The following is a 25266-nucleotide window of genomic DNA, read 5'->3' as shown; positions in this document are numbered from 1 at the left end:
GGTTTACAATTTATTATATGCTTAATAAAATATTAAAAAATAGGTGATATTATATTTATAAATGAGGAATCCCTTTGAGAGCATTGATAGAACTAATTTAAACGCTTTTCATATAAAAAGCCTTATAATATCTGCCATTGGAACCTTTACTGATGGTTATGACCTTACCGCTCTTGGCTTAGTGCTTCCTTTTGTTTTATCAAGCTTTCATATAGACTCTATCACTTCAAGAGAGGGTATATTCTGGGCTACTTGGCTAAATGCTATACCTATATTTGGATTTTTTATAGGGGCTCCTCTTTTTGGGTTTTTGTCTAATAAAGGTAGAAAGAAGCTTTACGGTTTTGACCTGCTACTCATGAGCTTAGGGGCTTTTATGCAGATGTTCTCTAAATCTTTATACGATTTGGCATTTTATAGACTTATCATGGGGATAGGGCTTGGAGGAGATTATGTGATGTCTCCTATGATACTATCTGAGAACGCTACCGCTAAAGATAGAGGAAGGCTTTTGGGTATAGGTTTTGGCGGGTTTTGGGTGTTGGGTTCTTTGGTAAGTAGCCTTGTGGCTATATTTTTAAAATATCTTGTAAATGCTCATGTAATTTCTTACGATTATTACTGGCGACTTTTATTGGGCTTTGGTGCATTGCCACCTATAAGTGTTGTTTATTTTAGAAGAAGATTACCAGAAACTCCTAGGTTTTTAGCTCGTATATTGGGGGATAAAGAAGGATTTAAAAGTGTTGTATTTCATATATCAAAGAAAGAGGTTGAAACGGAAATCTCTCCAGAACTCAGAAGCTCTTTTGAGCTTTTAAAAATCTATTGGAGGTATATACTCCTTGGAGCTGTTCTTTGGTTTTTGTTCGATATACCAGCTTACGGTCAAAGTTTTTTCATATCTTATATATCAGATATTATCCATTTTGGAAATCCACCACTTTTGCAAGCTATAAGCGTATTGTTTGTATTTGTGGGAGCCGTAAACTTTTGGTATTTTCAGCCAAAGCTAGGTTCGAGGTTTATGCAAGTTATTGGGTTTTTGGGCATGGGTGTTACCTTCTTCTTATTTGCGGTGCTTATAAAGCTAAACCTCATAAATGCTCTTATTGGTATTTTTCTGTTTGGCCTCGCAAAATACTTCAGTCAGATAGGTCCAGGTTCTGTGGTAGCTGTTGGAGCTTACGGTGTAGAGCTTGTGCCCACCAAAATAAGAGGTTTATCAGGTGCTGTAAATACCATAGGTGGAAGGTTGGGAGTTTTGGTATCGACGTTCTTGCTTCCTAAAATGCTGTCTTCTACCGCTCAGTCCGCTTATTATTTCATGGGTGCAGTGGCTATAATAGGGGCTATAATCACATATCTTTTTACCCCAGAGACTGCCAATAGAGGTTTAGAGGAGATAACTAAAGAACTTTGATATGTTGAAATCTTTATAAGTTAATGTTATGTTAGCTTCGGATACTTACCCTTTTCTATAGAAAATATGTCTTCCACCGCAAATTTGTTTTGTTTTAAGAAGTTGTAGGTTTCAAAGGCTTTTTCTTTTGATGAAAAGCCAAATACAATGCCGCAATGAGGGTATATCTCCTTTGGGACTGGTAATTTTACGTAAGAGTTCATGTTTTTTTCTTGCAAAAATTTATCTGCTCTAACACCTTCTGATACGGACACAAAAGTAATTAGGTATTTGGGTTTTCTAAAGGGTACTATATCAAGTAGGTGTTTTATAGCATGTAGCTTAACTCCTAAGGCTATAAACTTTATCTTATCTATCAATTTTTCACCTTTAAAACCTTTGCCACGCTCTACTATAGCTACATAATAGCCGTTTTCTTCTTTAAAATCTATAAGCTTGTTGCCAGATTCAAAAGCCCATATCTCTATATCTTTTTTGAAGGCTTTGTCATCTGCCATCACCATGAGCTTTTCGCCCACTGGAATTTCCTTTAGCTTTCTCGATACCAACGTAAGTGGCAATGGACAAAACAACCCTCTCGTATCCACAGTTTCCATAAGCGCTCACCTCACAAAATTATAAATATAACACAACATTTTCACAATAAAAGGATAAAAATCATCATAAAATATCACCAAGGGCTTTTAAAATCTCTAAACTAGCCAAATCCTTCGGCATCTTTTTTATGCTTTTAACAGCTTTATTTGTTATTACAAAGCCTTCAAACTCTTCAGCACCCATCACAGATATAGGGTTTGCCACGATAGCATCTAAATTTTTGTTTAACAGTTTTGACTTGGCATTTTCTATGAGATTTTGCTCTTCTTCCAAAGCAAAGCCTATTAGCTTCTGGTGGGGTTTTTTCATATAGCCTAGTTCTTTTAATATGTCTTTTGTTTTTAAAAGCTCCAAAACTAATTTATCTTCGTTTTTCTTGAGCTTTCCTTTATATTTTGAAGACACCTTGTAATCAGATATGGCGGCGTTCATCACAACAATATCGTAGTCTTGAAAAATATTTGTTATATAGCTGTAGGCTTTTTCAACGTCCATATTTGACACATCAAGGAAATCAGCTTTAGCTCCTAATGCTTTAAATCCCATCGTCAGATACTTTGCCATTTTACCAGAAGACCCATTTGATATAAACCTCACATCGTCTATATACTCTTTCGTGGCTCCTCCTACTACAAGAGCTTTTTTACCTTTAAAAATAGGCTCGTCGTTGGCACTTTGTATATAAAATAGTATTTCTTCTGGTTCTGCCATCTTGCCAACGCCCTCTTCGTTGCAGGCAAGAAGTCCATATATTGGTTCTATGATTTTAAAATGATATTTTTCTATATCTTTTATGCTCTCTTGGGTAATATCATTTTCATACATAACGGTGTTTGCCGAAATTGCCAAGAGAATATAGCTTTTGTAAGCTAAAGCTGTGGTGGTGAGAAGGTTATCGGCAATGCCATGTCTTAGCTTTGAAAGGGTGTTTATAGTGCATGGGGCTATTACAAAAGCCTCTGCCCACCTTGCCAAATCTATATGGCAAAGGGGGTAATCTTTCCATATTTCATCGGTGTAAACTTCATCTTGGGAAAGGGTTTTTACTATCATGGGACTTATAAACTCTTTGGCAAAATTTGTCATGATGGTTTTTACGTTGTGATGTTTTTTCTTTAAAAGCCTTATTAGTTCTAAGGTTTTATAGCAAGCTATCCCACCGGATATGCCAACGAGCACATTCATTGAGATTCCTCAATTTTGCAAACTTGGAGCACCTCTTCTGTGGTGGTGATACCTTTTAATATCTTCTCTATACCATCTTCTAAAAGGCTCTTGTAGTTTATATGGTTTTTGATATATTCCCAAGAGGGGTTTTGAGATATTAAATTTTTTAGTTTATCATCTACGCTTATTATTTCGAAAAGCCCAATACGACCTTTATATCCAGAGTACATACAGTGCTCACATCCCAAACCTTTGTAAAAGGTATAATTTCCTTGTAATCCAAGCTCTTTTAACTCTAACTCTGACGGTGTGTAGGGGCTTTTACAATGAGGACAAATTTTCCTTACGAGCCTTTGGGCTATTAGCCCTTCCACTGAAGAAGCGATTAAAAACGGCTCTATACCTATATCAAAAAGCCTCGTAATGCTTGATAGCGCATTTTGGGTATGAAGGGTAGATAGCACCAAATGACCAGTGAGAGCTGCTTGAATGGCAATCTCTGCAGTTTCTTTATCTCTTATTTCTCCTATCATTATTATATCTGGGTCTTGTCTTAGTATAGACCTAAGTCCAGATGCGAATGTAAGTCCCACTTTTGGATTTACTTGAATTTGTGATATACCTTCTATCTGATACTCCACCGGGTCTTCTATGGTGATGATATTTTTTGACGGGTTTTTTAGCTTTTTTAAAAAAGCGTATAGACTTGTGGATTTTCCGCTACCAGTTGGTCCTGTGACAAGTATAATGCCGTAGGGTTTTGAGATAATATTTAGTATTTTTTGATAATCTTCTTTTAAGAGCCCTAAATCTTCAAGTTCTAAAGCTGTGTTTGATTGGTCTAAAATCCTCAACACCACTCTCTCGCCAAACAAAGACGGTACTGTAGATACCCTTATGTCTATCTCTTTTTTGGATATCTTTATTCTAAATCTGGCATCTTGAGGAAGCCTTTTTTCCGCTACATTCATATTTGCTATAACCTTTATGCGAGATAGTACGCTTTGATAAAAACTGTTGGTAAGCTCCTCTGTGGTTATTAATTTTCCATCTATTCTCATTCTTACATATACGTTTTTTTCGTAGGGTTCTATGTGTATGTCGGACGCCCCTGTTTTTATAGCTTTTAGCAAGATGTTGTTAACAAATATGATAGCTGGACTTTCAAGCTCATCTTTTGAAAGGTCTATGGTTTCAAATTCTAACCTTATGTCTTGGTTATCCTCTTTTTGATAAGTTTGGGATAAAAAGTTGTTCCAATGCTCTAGAAACTCTTCTTCACTTAATACCATCGTTTTTATCTTTTTGTTTGTAAAAAAATAAAGGGCGTTTTTAATAAAAGCTACATCTTGAGTATTTGATAGCTCTATAGTTAAGCTATCTTCATCTTCTTTTAAGGGTATAAATCTTAGGCTTTTTGTTAAAGCTAATACGTTGTCCTCTTTGATATCTAAAAAAGAGGAGTACATTTTAATCTGTTTGAAGTTCTATAACATCGGTATCTTTCACTATTTCAAGCTGACATGTAAGCCTTCTATTTTCATCATACTCTCCTATACGCCATAGGGTATCTGATTCTTTTTCAGAAATCTCGTTTAAGGCTTCGAGCCCTTTTAATACGGTAGCCACGCAAACACCGCATTGGCCATCGGTGCATCCAAATTCAACACCAGCCTTTTCTATAAGATCGTGTATATCCTGAAACTTTGTTCCTACGTCAAAATTGCCTATAACCTTTTTGTTTACAATAAGTTTTGCCATAACACATGCTCCTTTTAGATTTGTCCCATTTCTTTTGCCATGTCAACCAGCCTTTTTATACGTTCTTCTGTGGGTGGATGAGTAGAAAAAAGCTGACCCAAACTACCCATAGGGTTTTCTATGAAAAGAGCTGCTGTACCTTGATTTACTTCCACAGGTGCTCTCTCTACATAATCGTGTATCTTTTTAAGGGCTTTTGCTAAAGACAATGGACATCCACATATATGAGCTCCTGTGGCGTCTGCGGCAAACTCTCTAGAACGAGATATTGCAAACTGTATTATAGATGCTATTATCGGAGTTATTATTATAAGAAGTATAGCTATTATGGGGTTTGAATTCCTGTCTCTGCCTTGCACTCCAAATATAAGGCTAAATTGAAATATGTTTACAAGAGCGCTTATTGCTCCTGCTATGGTGGCAGCTATGGTGGATATCAATATGTCCTTGTTCTTAATATGTGAGAATTCATGAGCTAAAACGCCCATTATCTCATCTTCGTTTAAAAGTCTTAAAAGACCTGAGGTTACAACTACCTTGCCATGATGCTCGTCTCTTCCGGTGGCAAAGGCGTTTGGCTGGTCCATATCTATTATATAAAGTTTTGGCGTCGGTATGTTTGCTCTTTGGGCAAGCTTTTCCGCTATTTTAAAAAGACCGGGGGCCTCTTGAGGTGTAAGCTCCCTTGCTCCATACATAGAGATAATAATAGAGTCTGAGTAGTAATAGCTTATAAAGTTTGTAAAAGCTGAAAAAATAAGCGCTAAAATAAGACCAGATTGGCCTCCCAACATATAACCCACTGCTAAAAATATACCTGTTAAAACACCTAAGAGTATGGTTGTTTTAAACAAGTACCTCATATCTCAAAGTCTTTTAAATACTTTGCCCTGCTTGGATGTCTTATTTTTCTTATGGCTTTTGATTCTATCTGTCTTATGCGCTCTCTGGTTAGGCTAAACATAGCCCCTACTTGCTCTAACGTATGCTCTATACCATCTACTAGCCCAAACCTATACATAATGACTTCTCTTTCTTTATCGGACAATGTGCTTATAATCTTTTCTATTTGCTCTCTTAGGAGTTTTCTAGCGGTGGTTTCTTCTGGATTTGATATGCTTGAATCTTCTATAAAGTCTTTAAGATGGGTATCTTCGTCATCTCCTATCGGTGTTTCAAGAGATATAGGCTCTTGTATAGATTTTAATATTTTCCTTACCTTATCTGGTGACATGTTGAGAACTTTTGCTATTTCTTCTGGGGATGGTTCTCTGCCATTTTCTTGGAAAAGTTTTTTAGATACTTTTGATATTTTGTTGATAGTTTCTATCATATGCACTGGAATACGTATGGTTTTGGCCTGGTCAGCTATAGCTCTGGTAATGGCTTGCTTTATCCACCAAGTGGCGTATGTGGAGAATTTAAAGCCTTTTTTGTAGTCATATTTATCTACTGCTTTCATAAGCCCCATGTTGCCTTCTTGGATAAGGTCCAAGAAGTGAAGCCCTCTATTTATATATTTTTTAGCTATGGAAACCACAAGCCTGAGGTTTGACTTAACCATTATGTCTTTTGACTCTTTAACGCGTTTTCTGCCTTGCTCTATTATGTTTATAACCTTGTTTAGCTCTTCTGGTAAAACACCTAAGCGCCTTTCTATATCTTCTACCTCTTTTTGTAGAGCCAAGAAGTTTGACCTGCTTATTTCAAAGCTATGAAAAGGCATATGTTTTTCTATCTTATTTAATATTTCTTTGTTTTTATCATAATAAGAAAGCAGCTCCTCTATGTTTGGATGTATTGCTTGGAATCTTCTTCTTTGAATTTCTAAAGAGTTTAGTTTGCTCTTGTAGTCTTTACACAATTTAATAAACTCATCTGCTATTTTTTCATATCTTGAAAATTTAATGTTCATACCTTTTAGTGTTTTGTTCATCTCTGCATGAGCTTTTAAATACTCTGCTTTTGTTTTTCTGTCTTTATAGGTTAGGAAAAGCGTCCTTTTCTCAATTACTGTTTTGTATTTTTTGGCAAGCTCTATGCCTTTTTCTATGAAGACCGAGTCTATATGTTCAGCTTCTTCGTATTCATCGTAATCAGCATGTTCTTCCTGAATGTCCAATATCTCTTGGGATCTCATTTTGCCGTCGCATACTTTTGCCCAATATCTTAGGACCATATCTACTAAAAAAGATGTTCTTAAAAGCCCTCTTCTTAGCTGTTTTCTACCCATTTCTATATATTTTGCATGTTCTATTTCGTCGGCTCTTCCAAGTAGAGCGATTTTGCCCATCTCTTTTAGGTAGTGTCTTACAGAATCGTTGTTTTTTAAGTCGGCTTCCGTTATGTTGGCCGAGACTATCATTTCATCGTCTTCTTCAATGTCTTCTTCTTGATTTATATAAGCCTCTGTCTCATCTTCTAGTATCTGAATACCTTTTTCTGATAGTACGTCAAACAACGATTCAAGGTCTTCTGACTCTATAAAGTCTTCGCTAACATACTCGTTTATATCGTCGTATGTGACGTAGCCCTTCTCTTTACCTATTTCAAGAAGCTGTTCCTTGCCTTTAGCTTTTCCCATACAACCTCCTTAAACACTAAGCTATTTAAGATATAAATTCAAATTAACTTTTACCATGAGAAATGTAATATTTTTTTGCATAAGTTATTCTACTAATAGTGTTTTTTATCTTTACAAGATTTTCTTCTGAAAGACGCTTTTGTTCCTCCAGCGTTTTTATGAGGAATTTTTCCAAAGCCTCTTTAGGAATATAATTTAAAGAATCTAAGAGTTTTATCTCATCTTCGTTTAGCTCTTTTCCATATTTTATCTTTTCGGCAATGATTATTGAGTTTTTATCAAGCCAATTTATGTCTAAAGGATTTATATCAATATAGTGTTCTTGTTTGTCCTGGTCTACTTGTAAATCGTGGTATACTTGTGAATCGTGGCAGACTTGTGATGCGTGGTATACTTGTAGAGCTTTTAAAAGCATCTTGTCCTTCATTGGTATTTTGTCATATGGATTATCCTTATTCTCTTCTTCATATATGGGTTTTTTCTTAGCTATATACTGCTCTATTATATGCTTTGGAAGTCCTATAGAGACAAGCTTTTGAGTATACTGGTATACGTCTTGGGGATTTTGAAGGTAAGAGACTAAGTTTAGCGCTTTTTCTATGTCTTTTGATTCTATGCTCATATCTATAATATTTTTGGCTTTTCTTAAAAGCTCCAACAACCCTTCTTTACCGAATTTTAGTCCAAATTCATCTGGGTCTTTTGCATCCTCTATGCTTACATGCAAAGGCTCAATGCCTCTTGCTATTAGATAGGTAGAAGCTCTCAAGCTAGCACTTTTACCGGCGTTGTCGTTATCAAAAAGAAGATAAGCTTTTTTGGCGTATCTTGAGAGTATTTTTGCGTGCTCGTCGCCGAAAGCAGTACCAAGAGGGGCTACCACGTTTCTTACGCCTATTTGGTAAAGTCTTATAACATCAAAGTATCCTTCTACTATTATTACCTCTTCTTTTTCTTTTATATAAGGAAGTGCTGAGTCTATACCAAAAAGAAGCTGCGATTTTTTAAACACAAAAGAATCTGGAGAGTTTAAATATTTTATAGCCGATTTATCGTCGTACAAAATCCTACCACCAAATCCTACTACCCTCGAGGATATATCTCTTATAGGTATTATAAGCCTTCCTTCAAATATATCTCTTATGCTGTTTGAAGATTGATGCAAGTTTTGAGTGCTTTTATAAAGACTCAGATAATAATCAGATATATTTTGCAAAAATTCTATAACCTTGTAATGGTTTGGTGAATAGCCTATCTCAAACGCTTCTATTGTTTTGGGATTTATTTCTCTTTTCATAAGATATTCTATAGCTTTTGGGCTTTTGGTGAGTTCCTCGTGGTAAAAGCTAGATACTAAACCCATCACTTCGTAAATCTTTTGGTCCTTTTCCTCGTTTTTGATATTTATAGGTAGGTTATACTTGATGGCTAACTTTGAAAGAGCTTCCATATATGTGATGTTTTCATACAAAGATACAAATTTTACTACATCCCCGCCTTTGCCACATCCAAAGCATTTCCATATTTGTTTTTGTTCTGATACGGATAAAGAAGGCGTTGAATCATCGTGAAAGGGACATTTGCCCAAATAGTTGTTGCCGCTTCTTTTTAGTTCTATATAAGAGGATATTTCTTTTATTATATCTATTTTTCTTATAGCGTCTTCTATTGATATGCTACTAACTTTTTTCTTTTCTAAAACATCACCACTGTTTAGCATCGTAAATAAGCTAACCCGACTTTTAAAATTGTCAATGATGTTTTGTTAAGCATCATCTATTAGGGTTTCTACGCTTTTTCGTTCAAATAGGTTTGATACCTTTGGAAGTATCGTTGATTTTACCACTTCTTTAACGTTGTCAGACTCGTTTAGTTTCCTTGCGCATCTTATAGTATCCCTCATAGAAAATACGAAGTCTATCGCCTCTTCAGATTGTCCAGATTGATAGTCTCTATAGGCTTTTCTAATGGAAGAGGCTATTTTTAAAAGCTCAAAAATCTTGTAGAGATTTTTTATGGTAATTTCTGAGGTATTTATAATCTTGTCGTGGCTTATTCCGTTTATTTTGTCGTACCAAAGGTATATAAAGTCTTCTTTGGTAAGCCCTTCAAATCCAACCATATAGTCTTTTAGTATTATGGCTTCGTCTGGATAGTAGAAACCTTTTTCATCTTCAAAAGGCGGGTAGTCTATATACAATATATCTGCTCTTGATTTTATGTCTTGGGGAAGCTCTGATACTCCTAAGTAATTTTGTGGATTCATAGCGCCTACAAAAAGTACATTTTTTTCGGCTTTTACGATGCTATCGTAAGAAAGATACATGTATCTTCTATAGTCAAAAAGTGGATTAAAGACCTTTACAAGGGACGTAGGAAGCGTGTTTATCTCATCAAAAAATATTATGGCGTTTGGAGTTTCTAAAGCTTTTATGAGGTTTGACTTCGTTCTTTTGGTGCCTACTTTTGGGTCATACTCATACACAAAGGTTATATCCTCTTTTTCCATCTTTGAATGACAGGGGATTATAAAAAGCGGTCTTCTGGTAAGGGCGCTGTAAACTTCTATAAGAAAGTTTTTACCAACACCAGCGTCTCCTTCTATGATGACGATACCTTCGTTGTATTTTAGCTGTTCGTTTAGAGCTTTTGATAACATGCTTAAATTTTGGACAAACCACGGTGTATCTTCAAAGCTAACAGCAGGGTTTAAACTTATGCTATCTTGATAACCAAAAAGACCGTTTAGTTTTGAAAGGTATCTTGATATCCATTTGGGCTTATGTCTCATCTCATCTATGGTAAGGTAGTTGTTGTACCTTTTGGGTTCTCTCGTTATGCCATCTTCTCTTACAAAGGATATTTTGGAATAAAGCTTTTGTTCTATGACGATTTTTTCTTCTAACTTAATTTGCCATCTTAACTTTTTTCTTATGTTTTGAGGTATTTCTACCACTGTATCAGCTATTTTTATTATGTCTTTCTGTATGTCAATCTTATACTTTTCTAACCTTCTATTTATTATAAATCTTTGGATAAGCTTGTTTAACCTATCAAAAGCTTCGTTTTGCAAATCTCTAGGTAAGTTTAAAAACACTTCTCTTGCTTTTTTAACCTCTTCTAAAGACTCGGCGTCCATTTGATTTGCTACGGTATTTTTTGCTATAGCTTCTTCAACTTCTTTTAAATGCTTTTCTATAAGATTTTTCAAAGATGTGATAGCTTCTTGCTGAAGTTTCTCAAACTCTTCTTTGTAGTTTTCATCTAAATTCCTACCAAACTCTTGAAGCTCTTCGTAGATTTTTGCGTTCATGTTTGGTATTTGGCTTTTAAAAGCCTCAAACTTTAGCTCTATAATCTTTTGCTGAAGTTCTTCTTCAGCTTTTTCTATAAGTTCTCTTATATCTTTAAAAGGATAGGATATAAGGGTTTTTAGCTCTTTTAGTTCTGGTATATCCTCAGTTTCGTTGTTGGCTAGTTTTTTCTTAAAATCTCTATAGAGTTTTTGGGCATTTTTCCTTATGGCTTCCTGACGTTCTTTTGGATAATATAAATTTAGCAAGTTGGTTTCAAACTTTTTAAGATAGTAAAGTTTGTTTTCTTTGTCAAAGAATGATGTGTATATAGAACCATCTGGTGATACTTTTACCACAGAATACCCACCCTCTTCTAAGCTTCCCATCTCTTCTCCAAGCTTTGTATCAAAAAACGTCAATTTATTTTCGTCTTTGTCTGCTAGCAAGACTATGTGCTCGTATACATCTATATCTGAGGGATTGCAAGATACTTGATATCTAAACGCCTCTGTTTTTGTGTTTAAGTTGTATCCCACTAGTTCTTTTCCTCCAAGGTACAATATATCATCTTTAAATGTAGCGCAGTTAGAGGGTATATTTAGCTCTTGCAATATATTTCCGTTTATATCTGTAATAACAGTCTTCTTTGGGCCAGATATAATGATGTTTCTATTTTTTAAAAGCTTAATAAACTTTATCTGTTCAAAATCCTGAAGTCTAAAAATATTTTTTGGTTCTATAAGGCCTTTTTCAAAATCAAGCTCTACTATGACTACTTGGTTAGAGATAGCACCGTATATTAAAATTCCATTTTCTATGTCTAACCCACCTGCTGGTCTTAGGCCTTCTTGGGAAAGTTTTATGCTTTTCCAGGTTCTTGGATTGTAAGGGTCTATCATGTCGTGCACGGATACGTAAGGTGGGCTTGATATGGCAAGGTACCTATCTCTAAATACAATGCTTACAACCGCTTGAGAAGGAGGTCTTGCCGGGAGTCTTACGATATGGCCATTGTATTTGTATAGGCTAAAAAGCCCATGTCTTCTGCCAGCTAAAAACCAATAACCATCTTGAGACGCTGCCATTGTCTCTATCCAGTACTCTTCTATCCTTGCATCCTTGTCTTGCTCTAAATAACCCGGACTTATTTCTATATTTTTAACGTATATGATGTTAGATTTTAATAATTGGTTTTCTTCTTTTTGCTTTCCCAACAGTTTTTCAAGTATACCTTTCATAGCATAATAAATTTATAAAAAAAATTAATCCATGTTATAACTTTAGCTTTAGACTTTATAAGAAATTCTTTATATAAGCAAATGCTAATATAGGTTATATTTAAAATTTGTATGTTTTATGGTATACTTTTATCCTTAGATTGATAGGAGGTAGTTATGGAAGCATCAAGACGCGATTTTATGCAATATGTTGTAGGTGCTTTTGGTGCGGTAGCTGCTGTAGGCGCTGCTTATCCTATACTTAAAAGTTTGGGACCAAGTGCAGCGGCGGCGCTACAGTCAAAGGTGGACTACGATGTAAGTCAGCTGAAACCAATGGATGTAAGAGTGACGTCCTGGAAAGGTTTCCCGGTGTTTGTTATGATGTTGCCAACACCTTTTAACTGGAGTGGTCCAGAAAGAAACAACAAGTATAAAAACCACAATAGAGATATACTTGGCAACCACAACGTTTACGCCATTATAGGAAAGTGTACTCACCTTGGATGTATCCCTCTATGGAAACCAGATGGTGATCCTGGGGTGCATCTTCCAAATACTCCTATATTTCATTGTCCTTGTCATGGCAGTTTATATACCCCTTGGGGAGACAACATATCTGGTCCAGCACCGCTTCCACTTGGTATTCCACCGCAAGCTCTAAACGGCAATACCCTTGAGATAGGTACCCCTGGCTTTGTGAAGAAATTCTGGGATCCGTATGTTTAATAGGAGGAGGTTAATTTATGTTTGGTAAGCTTGCAAACTATATAGAAGAAAGAACACATTTAAGTCAGATTTTCCAAGAGCAGATGGTGGACTATAAGGTCCCCAAAAATCTTACTTTTCCTTATGCTTTTGGTGTATTAGCCATAATCGCTTTTACGGTACAAATACTATCTGGAATGATACTTTTAATGTACTATAAGCCTTACGATACACTGGCTTTTGATAGTGCGGCGCTTTTTATATGGAGAGTTATACCATATGGATGGCTCTTTAGAAGCATACATGCTGCTGGTGCAAACTTCTTTTTAGCGGTAGTTTATCTTCACATGTTTACTGGTATTTATTACAACGCCTATAAAAAACCGAGAGAGCTTGTATGGGTAATGGGATTCATAATATACTTCTTGCTTCTTCTTACTGCTCTTACTGGTTATGTGTTGCCATGGGGTCAGCTATCTTACTGGGCTACTGAAGTTACCGTTGAAATACCAGGTGCTATACCAGGGGTAATAGGAGAGACCATCTCACTTCTCATGAGGGGTGGATATACGCTTGGTAATATAGCTCTTGGTAGATTTTTTGCCCTTCATGTATTGATATTACCTCTTATACTTCTTGGCGTTGTGAGCATACATCTATTCTTGGTAAGGGCTGCTGGTATATCAAATCCAGATGGTAAGCCTTACGATAAGAAAAAAGAAGGCGTTCCTTTCCATCCTTACGTCACTTTAAAAGAAGGCGCTATAGCGATGTTTTACCTAGCTCTATTTTTCTTCTTTGTGTTTTTCTATATGAAAGAATTCTTACCAGGGACAAACTGGGAACCTGCCAATCCTCTACAAACTCCTGCTGAAATAGCTCCAGAGTGGTATCTAAAAGGCTATTACGCTATATTTAGATCTATACCCAACAAGTTTATAGGTTTTGTTACATTTAATCTCGTTTTGGCTCTTATACTTTTACTTCCTTGGTTAGATTTTTCTCCTATAAGAAGTGCTAGGAGAAGACCTTTATTCTTTGTGATGTATTTGGTGTTTATATTTGCTGGTGCTGGTCTTACTATAATAGGCACTTTACCGGCAACACCTCAAGTAGCTAAAGTTGGTTTAGCATTTACAGCGCTTTTATTCTCGTTCTTTATAGCATTGCCAATTATATCTTTTATAGAGCTTGGTTATGCAAAAGCTAAAGGGGGTGAACAATGAGCGTAGGAAATATCATAAAAACTATATTCTTTACTGTGTTTGTTGTAGGCTTTTTCTTCATCATATGGGTTAAAAATCCTTTTGTGCAAGAACAAGAGTATCCTTTGCCGGCAAAGTATAGGGCTATGATATATAGCGACAATCCTCAAATAATAGCCGCTGGTCGTCAGATAGTCACTCAGCAATGCGCCGCTTGCCACTCTTTGAGATACGACGGGGTTTATCCATTGTCTGTAAAGTCAGACCCAAACTTTCCTCGTATTATAAAGAAGTTTGCAAAACCAATACCCTCTGATAGCCTTCTTGCTCCTTTCCATCAAAAAACCAAAGGTTTTGCGATGTACTTACCACAGGATGTTTATGATTCAGCTTTTGTATCTGAGCTGCATACTCTAAAATCTCAATTTGGTAAAGTCCCACCAGATTTATCTACGATGTATCTTGCAAGAGGACCAGAGTATCTATTTAACTGGGTACAAGAACCTGGGAAGATAATACCAGGTACTGCGATGCCACCTATATTACAAGGTCAGCCCAAAGAAGCCGCTGAGGTAGTGGCTTATCTAAGAGCTGTAGACACACCAAGTCCAGCTGAACAAACAAGACGCTTTGAGATGGGCGTAGTTACGATCGCTTTCTTGATATTCTTCGGTATAGCTATATACCTTTATAGAGGTAGGCTGCTCGATAAAATGGGTTTACATTGATAAAGTTATCCCTCCCTTTGGGAGGGTTTTATTTTTCTTTAAAAAACCTAAAACTTTAAATCTATTAATGTTAGTTTAGAGGCTTTTCTTAAGTAAATCCAACGAAGCTTTAAAGCCGTTTATATCTTGAAACCCGCCCTGAGCCAAATCTTCCCTTCCACCACCAGAACCGTTCATGGGTTTTGCTACATCTTTTATAAGCTTTGACATGTCGTATTTTAAGTCTTTTGACCTTGCTAAAAGTATACTTTTCTTCGGGCTTTTAGAAACCAAAAATACCACAGTGTTAGGATGTTGTCTGTAAGAATCAGCTATTTCTCTTAAATTTTCTAAAGAGGCTTCTTCTAATATTCCGTAGTGGAGTTTTATGTTGTTTATCTCTTCTACATTTATAGAGGATTTTGCTTCCAATCTTGCTAGTTTAGCTTTTAATGTATTTATCTCACTCTCTTTTTCTTTTAGCTCTTCTTTTAGGGCCAAAATCCTTTCTAAGAGATTTTGCTTGTTGGATCCTATCTCTTGAGATATTGCTCTTATAAGCTCTTTATCTTCATAAGCTTCTCTTACGGCTTTTCTACCAGCTTTTGCTACAATGCGCCTTATACCAGCCCCTACAGAGGACTCTGATATTATTTTGAAATAGCCTATATCTCCTGTTCTTTTAACGTGAGTTCCACCGCAGAGCTCTTTTGAAAAATCCCCAGCACTTATAACCCTCACCGTATCTCCATATTTTTCTTCAAATATAGCCATAGCCCCCGTTTTTATAGCTTCTTGATAAGGCATTTCTTTTATAGACACCTCTTCGTTTTTCATAATCTCTTCGTTTATTATAGCCTCTAGGGCTTCTAACTCTTCTTGTTTAAGGCTTCTATAAAAAGTAAAGTCAAACCTCAAAAACTCATCCCCCACGTAAGAACCAGCTTGTCTTACAGATTCTCCAAACATGTTTCTCAAAGCTGCATGTAAAAGATGAGTAGATGTGTGATGTCTTTTTATATCCTCTCTTCTTTCTTTGTCTATTTTGGCGAATACATCAGCTCCGGTTTTTAATCTTCCTTTGATAAGTTTTCCTATATGGATGATTACGTCCTCTGTGGGTGTTTTTGTGTCGTTTACCACAAAAAGAGCATCGCTGTTCTCTATGATACCGCTATCTCCTATCTGGCCGCCTTTTTCCGGATAAAAGGGTGTTTTGTCAAGGATTATAATACCTTCTTCTTGTTCTTTTAGTTCATCCACAAGTTTTCCGTCTTTTACTATAAAAAGCACTTTTGAATGCTCTTCGGTGTTGGTGTAGCCTGTAAATATTGATTTTGCCTTGTCTTTTATGCTAAGGTATATATCCTCTACAGCCTCTTCGCTTTTGAAATGCTTTCTTGATTCTTCTTTTTGTTGTTCTAAAAGCTTGTAAAAGGTTTCCATATCAAGGGTCATGCCTTTTTCATGGGCCATCTCTTGGAGTATATCAAGGGGAAATCCGTAGGTATCGTAAGCTTTAAAGATAAACTCACCGCTTACAACGTTAGTTTTGCTTTCTGCTACATATCTATCAAAAAGCTCCAAAGAGTTTTCTAAAGTTTCTAAAAATCTTGATTCTTCTGATTTTACTATATTTTTAACAAAATCTTTGCTCATTTGAAGCTCTGGATAAGGGTTTTTGAGGGTATTTACCACTACGTCTACAGTTTTGTATAAAAACTCCTCTTTTATACCTATCTTATAACCAAACCTTACGGCCCTTCTTAAGACTTTCCTTATCACATAGCCTCTTCCTTCGTTAGAAGGAATCACGCCCTCAGATATGGCTATTGTGCAAGCCCTAGAATGGTCTGCTATCACCCTCATCGCTATATCTATTTCTTCGTTGGTTTTATAGCTTTTCTTAGAAAGCTCTTCTACAAAGTTTATAATAGGCATTATAATATCTATTTCAAAGTTTGAGTCTTTTCCTTGAAGTACAGAAGCTATCCTCTCAAGACCCATGCCTGTGTCTATTGAGGGTTTTGCAAGAGGCTCTATGTTGCCTGATTCGTCTTTGTTAAATTGCATGAAAACAAGATTCCAAATCTCTAAGTACCTTTCATCTTGAGGGTATTTCTCTCCTCTATCTATGTAAATTTCCGATGAGTATCCGCAAGGACCCGTTTCTCCCATTTGCCAAAAGTTGTCCTCATCCCCAAGGCGCCATATTCTTTCCTCTGGGACATTTACAAGCTCTTTCCAAAGCTTGTAAGCCTCGTCGTCTTTTTGATGTACACTTACATATAGCTTTTCTTTTGGAAGCTTGAGGACTTCTGTTACAAACTCCCATGCGTATAGTATGGCTTCTTTTTTAAAGTAATCTCCAAAGGAGAAATTTCCAAGCATCTCAAAGAATGTGTGATGTCTTGTGGTTCTTCCGACGCTTTCGAGGTCGTTGTGCTTGCCAGAGACTCTAAAGCACTTCTGACAAGAGGTAGCTCTTTTGTATGGTAGTGTCTCAAGCCCTAAAAACACATTTTTAAAAGGTACCATACCGGCGTTTACAAAAAGAAGCGTTGGGTCGTTTTTTGGTACTATAGAGGAGCTTTTTACAACTGCATGTCCTTTATTTTCAAAAAAAGACAGGAATTTTTCTCTTATCTCATCTGTTTTCATACATCTATTTTACCAATATTTTAATTTTTTGGTCAATAAAAAGTACTTTTAACCCTTTGTTAATTTAAAATTGTATTATGCTTTTGGAAGTAAAAAATTTAAACGTATTTTTTAAAGGAAAGCACGTATTAAAAGATGTGAGTTTTAGCGTGGAAGAAAAAGAGATATTTTCCATTATAGGGGAATCTGGCTCCGGTAAGTCCACTATAGCAAAGGCTATAATGGGGCTTGTAAAGTACGAGGGGGTTGTAAATTGTAAAGGGGATGATATTTTTATGATATTTCAAGACCCAGGAAACTATCTTGACCCTCTTTTTAAAGTTTACTCTCAAATAGTTATGATAAAAGAAGCTGTAAAAAGCGTTGGTATGGATGTGGATAAGGCTATAAAACTTGTAGGACTTGATGTAGAGGAATTAAAGAGAAAGTATCCTCATCAGCTTTCAGGGGGGCAAAAACAAAGGGTGATGATAGCGATGTCTTTGGCAAGGGGTTCTTCGTTGGTGATAGCGGATGAGCCCACCTCTTCTTTGGATGTGCTGGTGCAAAAGGATGTTTTGTGTGCTTTTAAGAATATGAAAAAATACTTTAGCTTAATCGTGATAACGCACGATATAAATGTGGTATATAATATAGCGGATAGGGTGATGGTGCTAAAAAATGGTGTTGTTCAAGAGATATCTAAAAAAGATGATTTTTTTAAAAGCCCTAAAAGTGAATATGGTAAAAGTCTTTTGGAAAGCTTTTATTAATTTAACATTTATTTAGCATTTAAATCTTTTACTTGATTTTCAATGTGTTTGCCGGTAGATTTTAAAGTATGAGAAAGGTATTTAAAATAAGCGGAATGACCTGTGTAAATTGTCAAAGGACTATACAAATAGGCTTAAAAAAAACCAAGGGGGTGGAAGATGTTGATGTGTCCTTGGTGCTAGAGAGAGCCATAGTGAGCTTTGATGAAAATGTTTTGTCAAAAGAGGACATTGTAAAGAAAATAAAAGAGCTTGGATATGATGCGTCTGTTGTAGAAGAAAGCGGCAGTATAAACTTATACCTTGATAAAGTAGATTGTTCTTCTGAGTCTTGTGCTCTTCTTACAAAAGAGGATTTGGAATCTTTAAAAGGTGTAAAAAAGGCTATTTTAGACAACATCAAACAAACGCTTTACATAGAATACGATAAAGATACTATCTCAGCAGAAGATATAATGGCTTTTATAAGGTCAAGAGGTTATGAAGCATCTGTTTTGGAACTTGACAAGACAAGAGAAATAGCCCTAAAAATAGCTTTTGGTATACTAAGTGGAATTGTTATAATGGCTCTTAACTATACACATATACTCTACAAAGATTATATAGAAATGGTTTTAGCTATAGCAGTCCAGTTTTATACTGCCAAAGATTTTTACAAAGGAGCCATCGCTTCTTTGAAAGCAAAAGCTGGAAACATGGACCTTTTGGTGGCTTTGGGAAGCTTTGTATCCATAGTGTATAGCTCTTTTGTGGTGTTTGGGCTTTTAAAGGGAAGCACATTTTTTGAAACGCCTACTTTTTTGGTATCTTTTGTTTTAATAGGGAAGCTTATAGAGTATAGACTAAAGAAAAAAGCAAGTGCATATCTTAAAAATATCACATCTTTAAATTTAAGAAGCGCAAGGATATTAAAAGATGGTGAAGAAGTGATTGTAGACTCTTACTCTCTAAAGGAAGGGGATATCGTCTTGTTTAAAGCAGGGGATAGAGTATCTTTGGATATAGTAGTAAAAGAAGGAAGCGCCTACGTTGATACTTCTTTTATAAATGGTGAGTTTGAACCAATCCTTGTAAAAGAAGGGGACAACGTAATATCGGGGTCTTTGATAAAAAGTGGATATATAAAAGGAGCTGTTTTAAACATAGCTGAAAAATCTTTTATAAATGAGCTTGTAAGGGCATCAAACCTTAGTCTTGAGAAAAAACCAAACATACAACATATAGCTGATAAAGTATCCTCTTATTTTGTGCAAGCTATTATCTTGATATCATCTTTTGTATTTGTGGTGTGGAAAATCATTGGGGTACCTACAGAAGATGCTTTAAACTACGCTGTTTCCACTCTTGTAATATCTTGCCCTTGTGCTATGGGTATAGCGGTCCCCATATCTGTTATGGTGGCGGTTTCTATGGCTTTTAAAAACGGAATACTTGTAAAAAATGCAAGCGCCTTAGAAACCCTTTACAAAGCTGATACTTTTGTGCTTGATAAAACTGGGACTTTAACAGAAGGAACTTTTAGGGTAGTAAAAGAAGACATAGAAGATGACAAGGAGGAGGTGTGCTCTTTGGTAAAAAGCATGGAAAAGTTTTCAAACCATCCTATAGGAAAGGCTCTTTATGAACACTGTAAAGATTACAAAGATATGAACAACCTAAAATGCGAGGAGATAGAAGGTTTTGGTGTAAAGTGTGAAGATTTTATATTGACAGATGTATCTTTTTGGGGTAAAGACGCTTATCAAAAGGCTATAGGTGTAGGTACAAAAGAGAAACTCATGGGTGTTTTTTATCTTGAAGATGCTATAAATCAATATGCTTATGATTTTATCAAAAGCCTAAAACAAAGAAATAAAACTATCATACTCTGTTCTGGGGATACAAAGAAAAATGTAGAAAATGTAGCAAAAACCCTTGGGATAGATATTTATTATGATTCTATGAGCCCTGTTGATAAGTCAAACCTTATAAAGGATTTAAAGTCCAAAAACCACATAGTTTGCATGGTGGGTGATGGTATAAACGATGCAAAAGCTATGGCTTTAGCGGATGTAGGCATAGCTGTATCAAAAGCTCTTGATGCTGCCAAAGTAAGCACAGATATAGTAATATCAAGCGGAGGGCTTGAAAAGATAACATATCTTTTAAACCTCACTGACAAGTTTATGAGAAATGTAAAAGAAAATCTCTTTTGGGCTTTTGGCTATAACGCTCTTATGATACCTTTTGCCGCTGGGCTTTTTTCAAAGTACGGGCTTTACATAGAACCTCAGTTTGCTGGACTTTTGATGGGATTTTCTTCTGTAAGCGTGGTATTAAACGCCATGAGGTTATCAAAAGCCTAAAGTTTTATGGCTTTTAGTACATCAAGGGTTGCCTTTGATTTGTTTAGCGTGTAAAAGTGTATGTGTTTTACTCCGTTTTTTATGAGGTCTTCACATTGATTTATAGCTATTTCAACGCCCTTTTTAACAACATCTTCATCGTTTAGATTTTCTAAGGTATCTGTGATGTAATAGGGTATCGTTGCCCCGCACATGCTTGCAAACTTTGATATTTGTTTTATATTGGTAATGGGCATTATACCAGGTATTATTGGTATATCTATGTTTACTTTGTGGCATAAATCCAAAAACTCATAGTAGTAAGTGTTGTCAAAAAACATCTGGGTGATGGCAAAGCTTGCCCCAGCTTCTACCTTTTGTTTAAAATATTTTATCTCCCATTCCATGTTTGGAGATTCTGGATGACCTTCCGGGTAAGCAGCCACCCCTATACAAAACTCATCGTCAAAATGCTCTTTTATAAGCTCTATTAGTTCTTTTGCATGAGAGCAACCTCTTTTATCACCGTTTTTTGGTATGTCCCCTCTTAAAGCAAGTATGTTTTCTATATCGTTTTTCCTATAAAAGCCTAAAATTTCTAAAATCTCATCTTTTGTATGAGCTATGCAAGTAAGATGAGCCATTACGTTTAGCCCAAGGCTATTTTTAAGCTCCAAAACCGTTTCTTTGGTATATTCTATAGGTGGCTTTAAAGATGTGGAGGACCCGCTTGCTCCATGGGTTACCGAGACAAAGATTGGATTAAAGATTATCAGTTCTTTGGCGGTTTCTAGAAGAGCTTCCTTGTCTTTTTGGTTTTTTGGGGGAAAAAATTCAAAAGATACCCCCTTTTTGCTTTTGAGAAGCTCTATAATTTTCATATGTGCATGCTAAGGCTTTCTTTATACATTTGTTTGAAATCACTTGCCGCTCTTTTTACATCCTCAAAGCCAAGTATAGCGGAAACTACTGCTACACCTTTAACTTTACATTTTAATACGTCTTTTAGGTTGTAGTGAGTTATGCCACCTATGGCTATAATAGGTATTGATGTTATGTTGGTGGCCTTGCAAAGGGCTTCTAATCCTACATACTTGTAATCTTTTTTGGTTTGGGTGTGGAAAACAGAGCCAAAGCCTATATAGTCTATGGGCATAGTCATGGCATCTTTTAACTGTTCTAAATTGTTTACCGAGTAGCCTACTATCATATCCTCTGGTATTATTTTTTTACAAACATCTGGTGGTAAATCCTCTTGCCCCACATGTACTCCATCGGCTTTTATCGCTATTGCCAAATCTACTCTATCGTTTACTATAAGGGCAACTTTATTTTGCTTGGTGATATCCCTTAATATCAAAAGCTCCTCATACATCTTTCTAGAAGACTTGTTTTTAAACCTATACTGTATAGCCGTTACCCCACCTTCTATGGCTTGTTCTAGGGTTCTTACTACATCCCTATCTATAAAAAAAGCATCGTCTGTCACCAAATATATGCTGAAGTTAAAATCTTTAAACATAGGATTATTATATACGATTGGGCTTTGTATTTCAAGCTTATGTTAAAATAATTCTTTTATGAGGATGTTTTTATTTTTTCTTAGAGCCTTGCTTGTAAACGTGTATTTTTATACCATGATAATATGTTTTATATTTTTTTCTATAGAGTCTTTTTCTGTGGTTTATATGCTTAGCTATGTAAACATACTTACCGCTATTGGTTTTTTAGCTTCTTGGTTTTCTTATTACTTTATATATTTCTTACCCCTTGGCGTTATAATAAGTGTATTTTCTTTTTTTTATAAGCTTTTTAGTCAAAACAAAATACAAGCTTTTTATGTATTTGGAGTGAGCCCTTTTTATATATTAAGGCAAAGTTTTTATGTGATAGCTATACCACTTTCTATAGGGCTTTTGTTTTCGTTTTTCATTACAAACGAGGATATTACATACGCTAAAAACTATCTTGTGGAGGATTTTGCAAAGAAGGTCATAGAGTCAATACCACCAAAAACTTTCGAGCATATAGAAGGATACGCCATTTATTTTGATAACAAGTCAAAAGATTCTTTTCAAAACATGTTTGTGTCAGAAAACGGAAGATACATATATATGAAAAAAGCTTACTATAAAGATGGCATCTTGTATGCCAGCGATGGTGAGGCTATATCTGAGGAAAACTCAAAGAGCTACATAGTAGAGTTTAAAAGCCTTAAAATACAACTTTACAAGCTAACATCCTCCACTCTTTCCAAAAAATTAGTAAAAAAAGATATGTTGTTTGATATTTTGAATATCTTGCTAACTCCTTTTTTTATTTTGTTAGGATTTTACTTTGTGTCAAACATTAGAATGTCTTCTGGCACATTTTATACGTTTTTGGCTTTTTTCATAATAATCCACGAGGCTCTAATAACTGTTTTAAAAACTTTTATACTAAAATCCTAGAAACTAGCCAAAGTTGTTTGAGACTTTGGACTGGGTGGTTTCCAAGCCTTTTACAAGATTTCCATAAACCTGATAGGCTTTTGAAAGGTCTATAAGCTGAACCATCTCTCTTACGGGGTTTACGTTGGAGCCTTCTAAAGCTCCTTGTATTAGAGTAGAGGTTGTATCTGGGGTGGCGTTTTGAGCGGTGTAAAGGTCGTTGCCGGCTTTTTCTTCGTTTGTAAGGTCTACCAAGCCTATAGTACCAACCTGGGTGGGTGTTTCGTTGGTGCCTTGGGTTGTTATAAATACGTTTCCCTGGGGTGATATATGAATAGACGTGGCTATGGGTGGTATCTGAATAGGTTGATTTTTCGGACCTAATACCTTCATGCCGTAATGATTTACCAAATAACCGTTTTTGTCTAATTGAAAGTCTCCTCTTCTTTGGTAAAATATTTGCCCTTTGTCGTTCATCACTTTGAAAAAGCCTTTGCCATTTATGGCCAAATCAAGGGGATTGTCGGTTTTTCTAATGGGACCTTCGGTAAAATTTGTATATATTTTTTCCATGATAGGATAAACGTAGTTGTTGGATGGATTATCTGGGGCGGTGCCCGGTTCTTTGGTAGCATCCGGTGTATAGTAGGCTAAAGCGGATAGAAAGTCTTTTTTAAAACCAGGCGTATCGGCGTTTGCTATGTTGTTGGCTACTACATCTAACCTTCTTTGCTCTAAACTCATGCCGCTTGCCAATACATACATCGGTTGATAATCCAAAGCCATATCCTAACTCCTTTCCTTCTTATAAATATAAGCGTTTTCTATAAAAGATGCAAACAATTTGTGAGCTTTGAAAGGTTTGCTTTTAAACTCTGGATGGAACTGACATCCTATATACCATCTGTGGTCCTTTAGCTCTAATATCTCTACAAGAGATTTTTTTGGATATATACCAGAAGCTATAAAACCATTTTTTTCAAAATATTCTTTGTATTTGTTGTTAAATTCATATCTGTGCCTGTGCCTTTCGTATATGAGATTTTCTCGGTAAATTTCATAGGCTTTGGTGTTTTCCTTTATAAGGCATTCGTAAGCTCCCAGTCTCATAGTCCCACCCATATTCTCTATATTTTTTTGGTCTTCCATTATATCTATAACAGGGTTTGGCGTATTTGGGTCAAATTCTGTAGAGTTTGCATCTTTAAAGCCTAAAACGTTTCTAGCAAACTCCACTGCCATAAGCTGCATGCCAAGGCATATGCCAAAAGTAGGTATGTTGTGGACCCTACCATAACGAAGGGCTTTTATCTTACCCTCTATCCCCCTTTCACCAAATCCTCCTGGTATTAGTATACCGTCCATATGCTCTAAATCTTTTTCTTCAACATTTTCAGAGTCAAGCCAAATTATATTAACTTTTAACTTGTTTTCAATCCCGCCGTGTATAAGCGCCTCTATAAGGCTTTTGTAAGCGTCTTTTAGTTTTATGTATTTTCCTACTATGGCTATGTTGACGCTATCTTGCAAGCTTTCAAGCCTTGATACGATATCTTCCCATTTTGATAAGTTTGGTGATTTTTGTTCTAAGTTAAAAGCTTCTATGATTATTTTATCTAAGTTTTGGGCTTTTAGAATAAGAGGGATTTTATAAATATAATCAACATCGTAAGCGGATATGACATTCTCTGGTTTTACGTTGCAAAACATAGCTATTTTTGATTTGACATCTTTGGGGAGCTCGACTTCGGAGCGGCATATTATAATGTCTGGCTGTATACCTATAGCTCTTAGCTCTTTTACCGAATGTTGAGTTGGTTTGGTTTTTAGCTCGCCTGCCACAGATATGTAAGGGACATAGGTTAGATGTATAAAAAGCGTGTTTTGTTTTCCAAGCTCAAGCTGAAGCTGTCTTATTGCCTCTAAAAACGGTAAGCTTTCTATATCTCCAACGGTGCCACCAATTTCTACTATCGTTATATCTTTATCTTTTGAAGCTTTTAATATCATAGATTTTATTTCATCGGTAACATGCGGGATTACTTGCACCGTAGAGCCAAGGTATGCACCTTTTCTCTCTTTTTCTAAAACGCTATTGTAAATCTTACCGGCGGTTATGTTGTTTAGTTTGGATAAGCTTGTGTTGGTGAACCTTTCATAGTGCCCTAAGTCAAGGTCAGTTTCTGCGCCGTCTTCTGTAACAAACACCTCACCGTGTTGATATGGGTTCATAGTGCCAGGGTCTACGTTTAAATATGGGTCTAACTTCTGAAGGGTTATACCAAGCCCAAGACCTTCTAACAAGGCGCCTATGGATGCCGAGGCTACTCCTTTACCAAGAGAAGATAAAACACCACCTGTTACAAATATGAACTTGCTGTTTGAACCGTGCATTCTTTATTATATCATATTGATATTTTCAACATTGTATGAGT

20 protein-coding genes are annotated in these 25266 nt (G+C 35.9%); 7 read left to right on the top strand and 13 right to left on the bottom strand.

Going from position 1 to position 25266, the window contains the following annotated elements; all coding sequences use genetic code 11:
- The first annotated feature begins 61 nt into the window (after positions 1-61).
- Positions 62-1423, top strand: coding sequence for an MFS transporter (locus ACYQZV_RS01110; RefSeq protein ID WP_459892322.1), 1362 nt, complete (start codon positions 62-64; stop codon positions 1421-1423).
- Positions 1424-1449: 26 nt separating this feature from the next.
- Here ACYQZV_RS01110 and ACYQZV_RS01105 read toward each other — a convergent pair whose 3' ends face one another.
- The 8 genes from ACYQZV_RS01105 to ACYQZV_RS01070 form a co-directional block, all read right to left on the bottom strand.
- A complete protein-coding gene (locus tag ACYQZV_RS01105; protein ID WP_459892320.1) occupies positions 1450-2019 on the bottom strand; it encodes a sulfurtransferase TusA family protein in 570 nt (189 codons plus the stop codon).
- Between the two features lie 64 nt (positions 2020-2083).
- Entirely contained in the window at positions 2084-3205 is a 1122-nt protein-coding gene (gene coaBC, locus ACYQZV_RS01100; RefSeq protein WP_459892318.1) for a bifunctional phosphopantothenoylcysteine decarboxylase/phosphopantothenate--cysteine ligase CoaBC, read from the bottom strand.
- Entirely contained in the window at positions 3202-4656 is a 1455-nt protein-coding gene (locus ACYQZV_RS01095; RefSeq protein WP_459892316.1) for a GspE/PulE family protein, read from the bottom strand. Before ACYQZV_RS01095 ends, coaBC begins: the two co-directional genes overlap by 4 nt.
- A 1-nt stretch (position 4657) precedes the next feature.
- Positions 4658-4948: a 2Fe-2S iron-sulfur cluster-binding protein gene (locus ACYQZV_RS01090; protein ID WP_459892314.1), complete on the bottom strand. Its 291-nt coding sequence runs from the start codon at positions 4946-4948 to the stop codon at positions 4658-4660.
- Between the two features lie 14 nt (positions 4949-4962).
- Complete coding sequence (locus ACYQZV_RS01085) at positions 4963-5811, bottom strand: zinc metalloprotease HtpX (RefSeq protein WP_459892312.1); 849 nt, start codon at positions 5809-5811, stop codon at positions 4963-4965.
- Complete coding sequence (gene rpoD, locus ACYQZV_RS01080; RefSeq protein WP_459892310.1) at positions 5808-7532, bottom strand: RNA polymerase sigma factor RpoD; 1725 nt, start codon at positions 7530-7532, stop codon at positions 5808-5810. Before rpoD ends, ACYQZV_RS01085 begins: the two co-directional genes overlap by 4 nt.
- 43 nt (positions 7533-7575) lie before the next feature.
- Positions 7576-9252: a DNA primase gene (dnaG, locus tag ACYQZV_RS01075; RefSeq protein WP_459892308.1), complete on the bottom strand. Its 1677-nt coding sequence runs from the start codon at positions 9250-9252 to the stop codon at positions 7576-7578.
- Positions 9253-9297: 45 nt separating this feature from the next.
- Complete coding sequence (locus ACYQZV_RS01070) at positions 9298-12066, bottom strand: AAA family ATPase (protein ID WP_459892306.1); 2769 nt, start codon at positions 12064-12066, stop codon at positions 9298-9300.
- Positions 12067-12222: 156 nt separating this feature from the next.
- Here ACYQZV_RS01070 and petA point away from each other — a divergent pair, with 156 nt between their 5' ends.
- From petA to ACYQZV_RS01055, 3 genes are read left to right on the top strand one after another with little or no spacing between them, the layout of a single operon-like run.
- On the top strand, positions 12223-12774 hold the full coding sequence (petA, locus tag ACYQZV_RS01065) for a ubiquinol-cytochrome c reductase iron-sulfur subunit (RefSeq protein WP_459892304.1): 552 nt from the start codon (positions 12223-12225) through the stop codon (positions 12772-12774).
- A gap of 17 nt (positions 12775-12791) precedes the next feature.
- Positions 12792-13979, top strand: coding sequence for a cytochrome b (locus ACYQZV_RS01060; RefSeq protein ID WP_459892302.1), 1188 nt, complete (start codon positions 12792-12794; stop codon positions 13977-13979).
- Entirely contained in the window at positions 13976-14686 is a 711-nt protein-coding gene (locus ACYQZV_RS01055; RefSeq protein WP_459892300.1) for a cytochrome c1, read from the top strand. The genes ACYQZV_RS01060 and ACYQZV_RS01055 overlap by 4 nt, the downstream gene beginning before the upstream one ends.
- Positions 14687-14761: 75 nt before the next feature.
- Here ACYQZV_RS01055 and alaS read toward each other — a convergent pair whose 3' ends face one another.
- Positions 14762-17326 carry an alanine--tRNA ligase gene (alaS, locus tag ACYQZV_RS01050; RefSeq protein WP_459892298.1) on the bottom strand — a complete coding sequence of 855 codons (2565 nt, stop codon included), beginning with the start codon at positions 17324-17326 and terminating at the stop codon, positions 14762-14764.
- Positions 17327-17403: 77 nt separating this feature from the next.
- Here alaS and ACYQZV_RS01045 point away from each other — a divergent pair, with 77 nt between their 5' ends.
- Positions 17404-18078 carry an ATP-binding cassette domain-containing protein gene (locus ACYQZV_RS01045; RefSeq protein ID WP_459892296.1) on the top strand — a complete coding sequence of 225 codons (675 nt, stop codon included), beginning with the start codon at positions 17404-17406 and terminating at the stop codon, positions 18076-18078.
- Between the two features lie 68 nt (positions 18079-18146).
- Positions 18147-20423 carry a heavy metal translocating P-type ATPase gene (locus ACYQZV_RS01040; protein ID WP_459892294.1) on the top strand — a complete coding sequence of 759 codons (2277 nt, stop codon included), beginning with the start codon at positions 18147-18149 and terminating at the stop codon, positions 20421-20423.
- Here the strand turns inward: ACYQZV_RS01040 and metF are convergent.
- Together metF and thiE are read right to left on the bottom strand one after the other, a co-directional pair.
- Positions 20420-21283: a methylenetetrahydrofolate reductase [NAD(P)H] gene (gene metF / locus ACYQZV_RS01035; protein WP_459892292.1), complete on the bottom strand. Its 864-nt coding sequence runs from the start codon at positions 21281-21283 to the stop codon at positions 20420-20422. The genes ACYQZV_RS01040 and metF overlap by 4 nt on opposite strands.
- Positions 21280-21924, bottom strand: a complete 645-nt coding sequence (gene thiE, locus ACYQZV_RS01030; RefSeq protein WP_459892290.1) for a thiamine phosphate synthase — start codon at positions 21922-21924, stop codon at positions 21280-21282. Before thiE ends, metF begins: the two co-directional genes overlap by 4 nt.
- 58 nt (positions 21925-21982) lie before the next feature.
- Between thiE and ACYQZV_RS01025 the strand changes: the two genes are divergently transcribed.
- A complete protein-coding gene (locus ACYQZV_RS01025) occupies positions 21983-22852 on the top strand; it encodes an LptF/LptG family permease (protein ID WP_459892288.1) in 870 nt (289 codons plus the stop codon).
- Positions 22853-22855: 3 nt separating this feature from the next.
- On the opposite strand, the gene flgF is transcribed toward ACYQZV_RS01025, so the two are convergent.
- Both flgF and pyrG read right to left on the bottom strand, forming a co-directional pair.
- Positions 22856-23617, bottom strand: a complete 762-nt coding sequence (gene flgF / locus ACYQZV_RS01020; RefSeq protein WP_459892286.1) for a flagellar basal-body rod protein FlgF — start codon at positions 23615-23617, stop codon at positions 22856-22858.
- A 3-nt stretch (positions 23618-23620) separates the two neighbouring features.
- Positions 23621-25225 carry a CTP synthase gene (gene pyrG / locus ACYQZV_RS01015; protein ID WP_459892284.1) on the bottom strand — a complete coding sequence of 535 codons (1605 nt, stop codon included), beginning with the start codon at positions 25223-25225 and terminating at the stop codon, positions 23621-23623.
- Positions 25226-25266 lie beyond the last annotated feature (41 nt).

This window comes from Hydrogenobaculum acidophilum (genome assembly GCF_054656715.1).
Note: the sequence above shows the minus strand (reverse complement) of the source record. Positions and strands in the feature narration are given on the sequence as shown.